8 protein-coding genes are annotated in these 8,268 nt (G+C 42.9%); 4 read left to right on the top strand and 4 right to left on the bottom strand.

The genetic code is table 11. From position 1 onward, the window contains the following. Positions 1-366 precede the first annotated feature (366 nt). From D5269_RS11455 to D5269_RS11440, 4 genes are all read left to right on the top strand, one after another. Entirely contained in the window at positions 367-792 is a 426-nt protein-coding gene (locus tag D5269_RS11455; RefSeq protein WP_120485580.1) for a sigma factor-like helix-turn-helix DNA-binding protein, read from the top strand. Continuing rightward, the gene (locus D5269_RS11450; RefSeq protein ID WP_016283863.1) at positions 785-1,030 is read left to right on the top strand and encodes a helix-turn-helix domain-containing protein; all 246 of its coding nucleotides are present in this window, start codon (positions 785-787) and stop codon (positions 1,028-1,030) included. The genes D5269_RS11455 and D5269_RS11450 overlap by 8 nt, the downstream gene beginning before the upstream one ends. Before the next feature lie 490 nt (positions 1,031-1,520). Next, on the top strand, positions 1,521-1,739 hold the full coding sequence (locus D5269_RS11445; protein WP_004055973.1) for a DUF3173 domain-containing protein: 219 nt from the start codon (positions 1,521-1,523) through the stop codon (positions 1,737-1,739). Positions 1,740-1,750: 11 nt separating this feature from the next. Further along, positions 1,751-2,935, top strand: coding sequence for a site-specific integrase (locus D5269_RS11440; RefSeq protein ID WP_120485579.1), 1,185 nt, complete (start codon positions 1,751-1,753; stop codon positions 2,933-2,935). A gap of 275 nt (positions 2,936-3,210) precedes the next feature. On the opposite strand, the gene D5269_RS11435 is transcribed toward D5269_RS11440, so the two are convergent. The 4 genes from D5269_RS11435 to D5269_RS11420 form a co-directional block, all read right to left on the bottom strand. Beyond that, entirely contained in the window at positions 3,211-3,918 is a 708-nt protein-coding gene (locus tag D5269_RS11435; RefSeq protein ID WP_120485578.1) for a hypothetical protein, read from the bottom strand. A 155-nt stretch (positions 3,919-4,073) separates the two neighbouring features. Next, positions 4,074-4,319: a hypothetical protein gene (locus tag D5269_RS11430; protein WP_006571536.1), complete on the bottom strand. Its 246-nt coding sequence runs from the start codon at positions 4,317-4,319 to the stop codon at positions 4,074-4,076. A gap of 51 nt (positions 4,320-4,370) precedes the next feature. Beyond that, positions 4,371-5,096 carry a SprT family zinc-dependent metalloprotease gene (locus D5269_RS11425; protein WP_120485577.1) on the bottom strand — a complete coding sequence of 242 codons (726 nt, stop codon included), beginning with the start codon at positions 5,094-5,096 and terminating at the stop codon, positions 4,371-4,373. 1 nt (position 5,097) lies between these two features. Then, positions 5,098-8,256 (bottom strand): type I restriction endonuclease subunit R, encoded by a 3,159-nt coding sequence (locus D5269_RS11420; RefSeq protein ID WP_120485576.1) that lies wholly within the window; start codon positions 8,254-8,256, stop codon positions 5,098-5,100. Positions 8,257-8,268: the final 12 nt, after the last annotated feature.

Here is an 8,268-nt window from a genome sequence, read left to right as displayed (position 1 = left end):
ATATCGCTTCATGGCTCTATTTTCGCACTTTTATTTGGTTTGTGCAATATTTATTTTTCAAACAAGCCCTAATAGAAACGTGATATTGCAACTGTAACATTTTTTACTGGAAAGGGACAAGCCACAGAAAGATTTTTCCCGCCCAATACGCCGACCGCCACGGCGGAAGAACACGCAGAACACCAACGAAAAAAGAACCCAATGCACACCCGACTGAACACAGACCACAGCCGGGCTTTTTTATGCCTTGAAAAAATTTTTTAAAGTTTTTTTCAAAAACATTGCCAAAATTTTCATTTTTCCCGTAGTTAGTAATAGAGGGGTAAAAATTCCCGGCTCTGGCAAGGGCAAGAGGGAGGTGGAAACATGAAGCCCCATTCACAGGACGAACACAAGCAGCAAACATTTGAATATTTCTGCAAGCAGATATTGAAGAATGAAAAGAACGACTACCACAGGGAGCTGAACCAACAGGGGGAGCGTGAAGTTTTATTTTGCGAACTGCCGCCGCACACCGTAGAACGGTTCGCCATGTGGGATAAATATTTCCAAGATACATACCTTTTTGAGATTATGGGCTTTGAGATTGCCGTTGCTGATGAACTGTTGGCCGAAGCACTGAAAGCCTTGCCACAGGACAGGCTTGAAATTATCCTGTTATCTTATTTTGCGGATATGACCGACAAGGAGATAGCGGGGCGTTTGAACCTTATCCGCAGGACTGTAGCACACCGCAGGAAAAACGCCCTGCGGAAACTGAAAAAAATCATGGAGGGCTTTGCTGATGAATAAGAGCAGGAAAAAAACGCCGGGCGGCTTGCTGCCCTATCCCGTCATTGTGTCGGCTGTTTCCGGCAACGTGGACGCTATCAACGTGGTACTGGAACACTTTGCAGGCTTTATCTCCGCACTGTCAACCAGAACCATGTATGACGAGCAGGGAAAGCCCGTTGTCTACATTGACGAAGAATTACGCCGCCGACTGGAAACCAAGCTGATAGCAAAAATCCCGACCTTTAAGGTAGCGTAACCGCCCCCCCTTTCCCACTGAAAGCATGAAAGCACGGGCGGGCTGACCGCCTGCCGCTTCTTGCCATTCCGCAAAAGCACATCTGCATGGTGTGTCTTTGCGGGCTGACAAGCCCCCGGAACTTTGACAAAGAAAGCGCAAGGCGCAGCATAGGGCAAACGGACACGTTCAATGTGCGGCGAGCCTACGGGCTGATACGCCAAGACCCCCGGCAAGGGGCGAGCGATACTATCAGTGAACCGCAGGCGGCAAAGTGGAAACTGCCGCCGCCATGACCCGCACATTGGCATAATGATACACCCGTATGACACGGCTACTCATAGGAATGAGAGGGGTGCAAGTCCCGTGGAGCTGCCAAGCCGTCCGTTTCGCCCATTTTACTCAACTTTTTTGAAAAATAATAAAATTTAACGAGCATTTTTGCCAAAAATCTGTTATCATGGTAGACAAGATATTGAGGTTTCATTATCTGGTCTAGGAAAGGAGGGCTATGATAACCGTAACCAAAAAAGATTTAATTGCTCTGGGTTATGGTACTTCTTTTGCGGCTGACATTATAAGGGAAGCGAAGAAACTTATGATTTCCAAAGGACATACATACTACCAGTCCCGGAAATTAGACCGTGTACCGAGGGAAGCCGTGGAGGAATTGTTGGGTATCAGATTTCAAGACGGGCAGGCTGAATGTACTTCTTGCACACCAATGTAAGGAGTGATATTATGGCGAAAGACCCAATCAAGAAAGCAGATAACGGAACTTATTATTTTAGAGCAAACTTAGGCTACAATCCGATAACAGGTAAACAAATCCAGAAATACCGAAGCGGCTTTAAGACAAAAAAGGAAGCACGGGAAGAATATTCAAAACTTGTCCTTACTTCCACCGAAGAACTGACCGCCAAAAAGGAAACGATTTCTTTTCAGACGTTCATTGAAGAAACCTACCTGCCGTGGTACAAGACACAGGTAAAGGAAAGCACCTACCTAAACCGCCGTTCCACCATTCAGAAGCATTTCGCATATTTCTACAAAATGGCAACGGACGAGATAGAGCCTATCAATGTGCAGAACTGGCAACTGGAACTTGCAAAGGAGTTCAGCCCTAACTATATCCGTATCGTACAGGGTATGCTCTCTATCGCATTTGACCGGGCTATCGTTTTAGGGATTGCAAAGAAAAACCCGTCACGCATGATAGGGAACATCAAGAGCAAAAAGACAAAGGTTGACTTCTGGACGTTGGAGGAATTTCAGAAAGTGATTTCCCTGCTCTACAAAGGCGATTATTACGAACACTACCTTTTCATTTCCTTTTGGCTGCTGTTTATGACGGGCATGAGGATAGGCGAAGCCGCCGCCCTGCAATGGTCTGACATTGATTTTGAAACGGGGCTTTTAAGCATTACAAAAACCCTGTACTATAAATCAATGGACGATTACAAGTTTGTTGAGCCAAAGACGCAGGCAAGCGTCCGCACAATCTATATCGACACGGACACCATAAGAGAGTTGCAGGCGTGGCGTGAGGTTCAGCAAAAGGTACTGAAAGGCTGCAATCTGGTGTTGAGCTACAACAGTATTCCGGCCAGTAAGCACACGCTTCCAAGAGCCTTAGAGAAACTTGCCGGGCTTGCAGGCGTACACCGTATCAAAATCCATGCGTTACGACATTCCCACGCTTCCCTCTTAATCAGCATGGGAGAAAACCCGCTTTTGATTAAAGAGCGTCTAGGGCATGAGAAGATACAGACCACTTTAGGAACATACGGACATTTGTACCCGAACAGCAATCTTGAAGTTGCCAATAAATTAACGGGCGTGCTGACATACACACCCGCTTCACACAGCATTGCAGATTACACTAGCAATCAGCACACCGCAATCTATCACAGAGAGGTTGAATAGAAAAATGCAATCGTAATGCAATGAGAAAGAGAAAAAGCCGCCAAACCCTAGTGTTTACGGGCTTTGCGGCTTAGCTCCGACTATTCGAACTCGCTCCTGTCAGAAGTTTTCTAAACAGATTTGCTTATAGGATTTAGTTCAGAGTATTGGTATTCTTTTCATTATTTAGATAGTAGAGGCTATCTGATTTTTTGTTGCCATGGTGTTGCCACAGATATGCATACAAAATATGCCGATTCCCCGCCAGGAACTCAAACAAACAGAAGGTCACAGTTCTACAGCCATTCCGGATCCGTTAAAGACAATTGTCCTTCCGCTGTCATCCTCGCTATAGTAGAAAGAGATTTATATACGTTTTCTGTGAAGCACCGTTTTTCTGAAACATTTTTTTGAATTTCGTAATAGATACAAAAACGATGGGATAATACATATACAAAATCAAATGAATCTTGGAAGTTGTTTAGTACTTCAGTAACCCATTCCAGACAATGGTCCTCTGCGTAAGAAGTTGGGGTTTCGGAAAAGAGTATCGCTAGCCCAACTTTTCGGAAATTCTTTTTATACTGCTGAATTTTCCCCACCTTTTTCAGCACAATTTTCTGGACAAGCACTTTTTCGCTGTCTGAAGTTCCTGTTGTGCTGATTCCGACTTTCTTTCCTTGTACTGGTACAAATTTGTAGCCACTTGCCCTGATCCGCTCCTCACTTTTTTCATTATCCCCACCTTTTGTTTGGTGTAATTCAGAAAAAGCTCGAGAAGCTCTCATATCATTTTCTTGTGCAGCAGAAACGACTTCAATACCTACGCCATTCTCATTATCTTGAAGATCTGGAGCTTCCCCATTAATCATAGTCGAAAATTTTTGAGGATAAAGATACCGCAGAATTGCGAGGACCTTATACTCTTGAGAATGCTTTTGAATGCCGGAGTTAATTGATGTGGAAAATTCTTTTTTCTTGACCAAATCAGTCTCAATGTTCATAATCATTCGCCCTCGGTAGAAGTTTAATGAGCATCTTTTGTAATCTCCAATTGAAGCATTAGCATTTCATTATCAGAAGGCATCGCCATGGTTGCCTATGATTTCTCGTAGCTATTGATCACCAGGCTTACCTTACATATTCTACACCATTGACCTCAAACATCTATCAATTCTTCATTTTGTTGCTTCATCCGCTCATTAACCGCGTCGGTATACTCGGGATTTCTATAATACTCACGAATTGAAGGTAATAGCATTCTAGCCAAACTCTCAATCTGCCACTCTGCTAACTCAAAATTTTCCATGTTATATTCTTCGGTATGTGTGGTCTCAAAGTTATCATCGAAATGCACAACTATCATCGGCATTTTTGACGCTTTCAACGCTTCATCAAGTTCCATACTTCTCGCTCCAGACCGAAATAATAAACATTTTTTGATTCACATCCAACCTCACAGGCCGTGTACCACTTCCTGATCCAAAATACACTTTCGTTCTTTCCAATCAGGCATGTAGTTAGACAGGAACATATAAAACTGTTTGCTGTGATTTGGATATAAAAAATGGGTCAGCTCATGCAAAATAACATAATCAATGTAAGGCATCCGAGCTTTAATCAAGTAAAAATTTAAAGTTATAGCTCCTCGATTTACGCTGCAGCTGCCCCACAAGGTTTTCATCTTACGAACTGCAACTTTCGGCATTGCAACTCCATATTTTTCGATAATCGGATACCAATGCTCTGCTCGTTTCTGTAGAATCGCTTTTGCTTGTTTGCGCCACCAGCTTTCGAATAAATTCCAGACTTTTTCTTGATCATCTGGGTCATGACAGCAAATATAGATACGCTTGCCTTCAGAATACACTTGTTCCTTATCACACTCCGTTAAAACAAACAGCATGTCTTCGCCAAGCATTTTAATTGAGAAGCCATTTCGAATCTCATCTGTCGCTGCATATCCACTTGTTCTCTGAAAGGACTCTAACTTTGACTCAATCCAGCTGCTTTTGTCTGTCAAAAATTCTTCAGCCCATTCTATCGGTACTGTCTGTGGTATTGATAACACAATTTCCTGTGTCGGATAGACCTTTAGGCGACATGTTTTCATCGTCTTTCTATCAAGATTGACCTCAACCGTTTTTTGGGATGTTGGCAACATAATGCTGACTTTCTCCATATCAATAGCCCTTCTTTGCCACCATCATAATTTCATCAATAATGATATCGATTGTATCCAAACTCCAATCAAGTTGATTATCTTCCATATAGTCAAACAGCAAATCATCGAGCGCCTTTTTGATGTCCCTGTGTACAATGACATTGTCTCTCCAGTCACGCTTTGTGTGTTTCACAATAACGTCTTTGATGTTTAAGGCCAATTCGCCCATCGCATCAGTAATTTCTACGTCAGCAACACCAGTTGACTTTTTAATACCTGCACAAACAGCACCATAGAAAGACTTTGCATCGCTATCATCCACAATATTCTCTGGATATTTAACTGAACTCCGGCCAGCTCGATAGTCCTCTGCCATTTTCTCCATGGAAGAAAGGTACTTTTCACTGTCACGCTCCTGCATATAGTCCGAAAGGGTCTTTTTTATTCTTTCCATGAAAGTCATATAACGAATCGGATCTACATACCGCTGACTTTCGAGCACTTCAACCTGACGTGTTTGAATAGCTTCTGCTTTAGCTTCACTAGACCCTAGTCGAGCAAGCTGTTCCTCCATCTTTTCCTTGTTTGTAATATCCAGCGGTTCAATCAGAATTTTTGCGTCTTCTGCGTTCACATAGGTATTCAGCAGCTGACGAATGCCATCCTCATATCGAGAAAAGTCCACACGATCATTGAAGCGAAGAGATACACTATCCTTTAGTTTTTTGAAAAACAGATAGTCTTTACGATAAACTTCTGCCTGATCAAATCCAACAGCTTCAAATAATTCGTAGCTGGAATACATAAAATCCACCATCTTCGCAAAGGCAGACAGCTTTTCATAGAAATTTTTGCGTATATCATGCTCTCTAAGACGTTCCTGCCATACATTTGCACTGGACTCGCTGGGATCGATCCCCTTAAATATTTTCCAAAGTTCCTGATGAACTTTCTCCAACTTTTGCTTTTCCTCTGAAACCGAAGATATTGCCGACTGAATTTCTGAACGATTAAATAGATTCATTCCGGATTGCTCGTCACTATACAAATCCAAAGCAGAATTCAGTTTCTTAAAGATTCCCATATAATCGACGACCAAGCCAAAATCTTTGTCTGGATATACTCTGTTCACGCGGGCAATAGCCTGCAAGAGGGTATGATCCTTCAGCTTTTTATCCACATACAGCACAGCGGCAATTGGTGCGTCAAAACCAGTGAGCAACTTATCTTTTACGATCAGTAGATCAACATCGCCTTCCGGATCAATAAACCTCCCCGTTACAGAGTCTTCATAGGCATCATAGTTATTTTTGAAAAGGGGATCAACCTCTTTCCGGAAGAACTCTCCTATAATTTTTTCGGTCTGGGGAGTGTTGTTTTCATCATCACCCTCTCTACCGGAGTTAGGAGTAATAACCACAGCCGGAGTAACTCCGCCGAGATCTCTTAATTTATAAAAAATCTGCACTGCTTCTGCACGTGAAGCACAAGTAAGCATAGCTTTGAATCCCTTTGGCTTAACATAATTGATAAAATGTTCATGCAGGTCAAATGCTATCATATTGAGGCGCGCTTCTGTCTGAGCAAGAGCAACAAATCGGCTATACTTAATCTCCAGATCCTTCTTAGCTTCTTCCGTAAGGCCTACCGTAATATACTTCAGATGGGAGTTAATCTGCTCACTGGTAACTTTTTGGGGGATCACGCGGCCTTCATAAACAATAGGAACCGTTACTTTATCGTCAATGGCATCTTGAAGTGTGTATCTGTCGATTTCAGGACCAAACTTTTCATAGGTATCTCTTGCCGGAATAATATCACGTTTATTTTCTTTCGGCTTTTTCTGCATCAGGGGAGTACCTGTGAATGCAATCTTCACGGCGTTAGGCAGAACTCGGTTCATGTAGATATTCAGCTTGCCATATTGTGTTCGATGCCCTTCATCAATAAAAACAAAAATATTTTCGCTGTCATTACAGTATTCCTGTTTTACTGCAGCTTCAAATTTATTGACCAGTGCAGTAATGACCGTATTACTCTCCTCTTTCAGCAATTCAATCAAACCTTTGCCGGTCTTGGCACGGTGAGGACTCATCTGAGTGTGAATAAAGTTATCCCTGATCTGTTTGTCCAAATTGATACGGTCAGTTACCATCACAAAACGCGGCTGTTTGATCATGCTATTCGGCTGCATGCTCTCACGCAGAATCATTTTGGTCAGCATAATCATAGTGAGAGTTTTTCCGCTACCTTGTGTGTGCCAAACCACTCCACTTCTGGTATTTGCGCCGTCTTTCAGCAAAATACGATTCATGCATTTTTTTACTGCAAAGTACTGTTTATACCGGCAAATTTTCTTTACATTGTTATCGTAAATGATGAAGTTGCGGATTAGATCCAACAGTCGCTCCGGGTGCAACAGCGAAACCAATGCTCGATCCTGTTCCTTGATATGACCATCCGGAGAGCATTTCCGGCACCAGTCGTTCAGCCATTCTTTATCGTCCTCGTGCCAGGACACAAAGTATTTTGCAGGCGTTCCACAAGTGCCGTAAAGCACCTTATCCGGATTAACCGCTAGAACCAATTGTGTGTAACGGAATAGATGCGGAATATACTCTTCACCCCAGTTACGGATGTTCTGGTTGACACCTTCCATTACATCAACACTTGATTTTTTACATTCGATGACCACCAGAGGGATGCCATTGACCAGTACTACGATATCCGGACGAGCGAATTTACCATTAGAACGTTCTACTTCAAACTCATCCGTCACTTGGAATGTATTATTTTCCGGGTGTTCAAAGTCAATGAAACTCAAATCAAAGGACTGACGGGTTCCGTCAGGCAGATCCTCTTCCATGCTTTTGCCGGCACAGAGAAGCTCATAGATCGCCTTATTTTCAGCATATAGTCCGGCAGCACTGAACTGATCTACAGTCTGCATCGCCTTAGCAATGGAGCCTCCTGAAAAGAATCTGTCTTCCGTGCCAAACTGATATGTCTGGTGGCACAGAAAAGACTGTAGTTCTTCCGTAAACAGCACAGCACGACGAGAGCCACGTTTTTTCTCTGCTTCACTCCGGGGAACAATCGTATATCCTAGCTTTTCAATTACTTTTAACGCACGGTCCTGAGATTCAGGACGTTCATTAAAAATTGTGTGGTCAGGCATGTTTCTTCCCTC

The organism is Anaerotruncus sp. 1XD42-93 (genome assembly GCF_009917605.1).
In the GTDB taxonomy this organism is placed as follows: Bacteria; Bacillota; Clostridia; order Oscillospirales; family Ruminococcaceae; genus Anaerotruncus.
Note: the sequence above shows the minus strand (reverse complement) of the source record. Positions and strands in the feature narration are given on the sequence as shown.

Bases quoted from the DNA above. Each gene is read 5' to 3' on its own strand.
- D5269_RS11430 (WP_006571536.1), bottom strand. From the start codon at position 4,319: ATGGAACTTGATGAAGCGTTGAAAGCGTCAAAAATGCCGATGATAGTT.
- D5269_RS11440 (WP_120485579.1), top strand. From the start codon at position 1,751: ATGGCGAAAGACCCAATCAAGAAAGCAGATAACGGAACTTATTATTTT.
- D5269_RS11420 (WP_120485576.1), bottom strand. From the start codon at position 8,256: ATGCCTGACCACACAATTTTTAATGAACGTCCTGAATCTCAGGACCGT.
- D5269_RS11435 (WP_120485578.1), bottom strand. From the start codon at position 3,918: ATGAACATTGAGACTGATTTGGTCAAGAAAAAAGAATTTTCCACATCA.
- D5269_RS11450 (WP_016283863.1), top strand. From the start codon at position 785: ATGAATAAGAGCAGGAAAAAAACGCCGGGCGGCTTGCTGCCCTATCCC.
- D5269_RS11455 (WP_120485580.1), top strand. From the start codon at position 367: ATGAAGCCCCATTCACAGGACGAACACAAGCAGCAAACATTTGAATAT.
- D5269_RS11425 (WP_120485577.1), bottom strand. From the start codon at position 5,096: ATGGAGAAAGTCAGCATTATGTTGCCAACATCCCAAAAAACGGTTGAG.
- D5269_RS11445 (WP_004055973.1), top strand. From the start codon at position 1,521: ATGATAACCGTAACCAAAAAAGATTTAATTGCTCTGGGTTATGGTACT.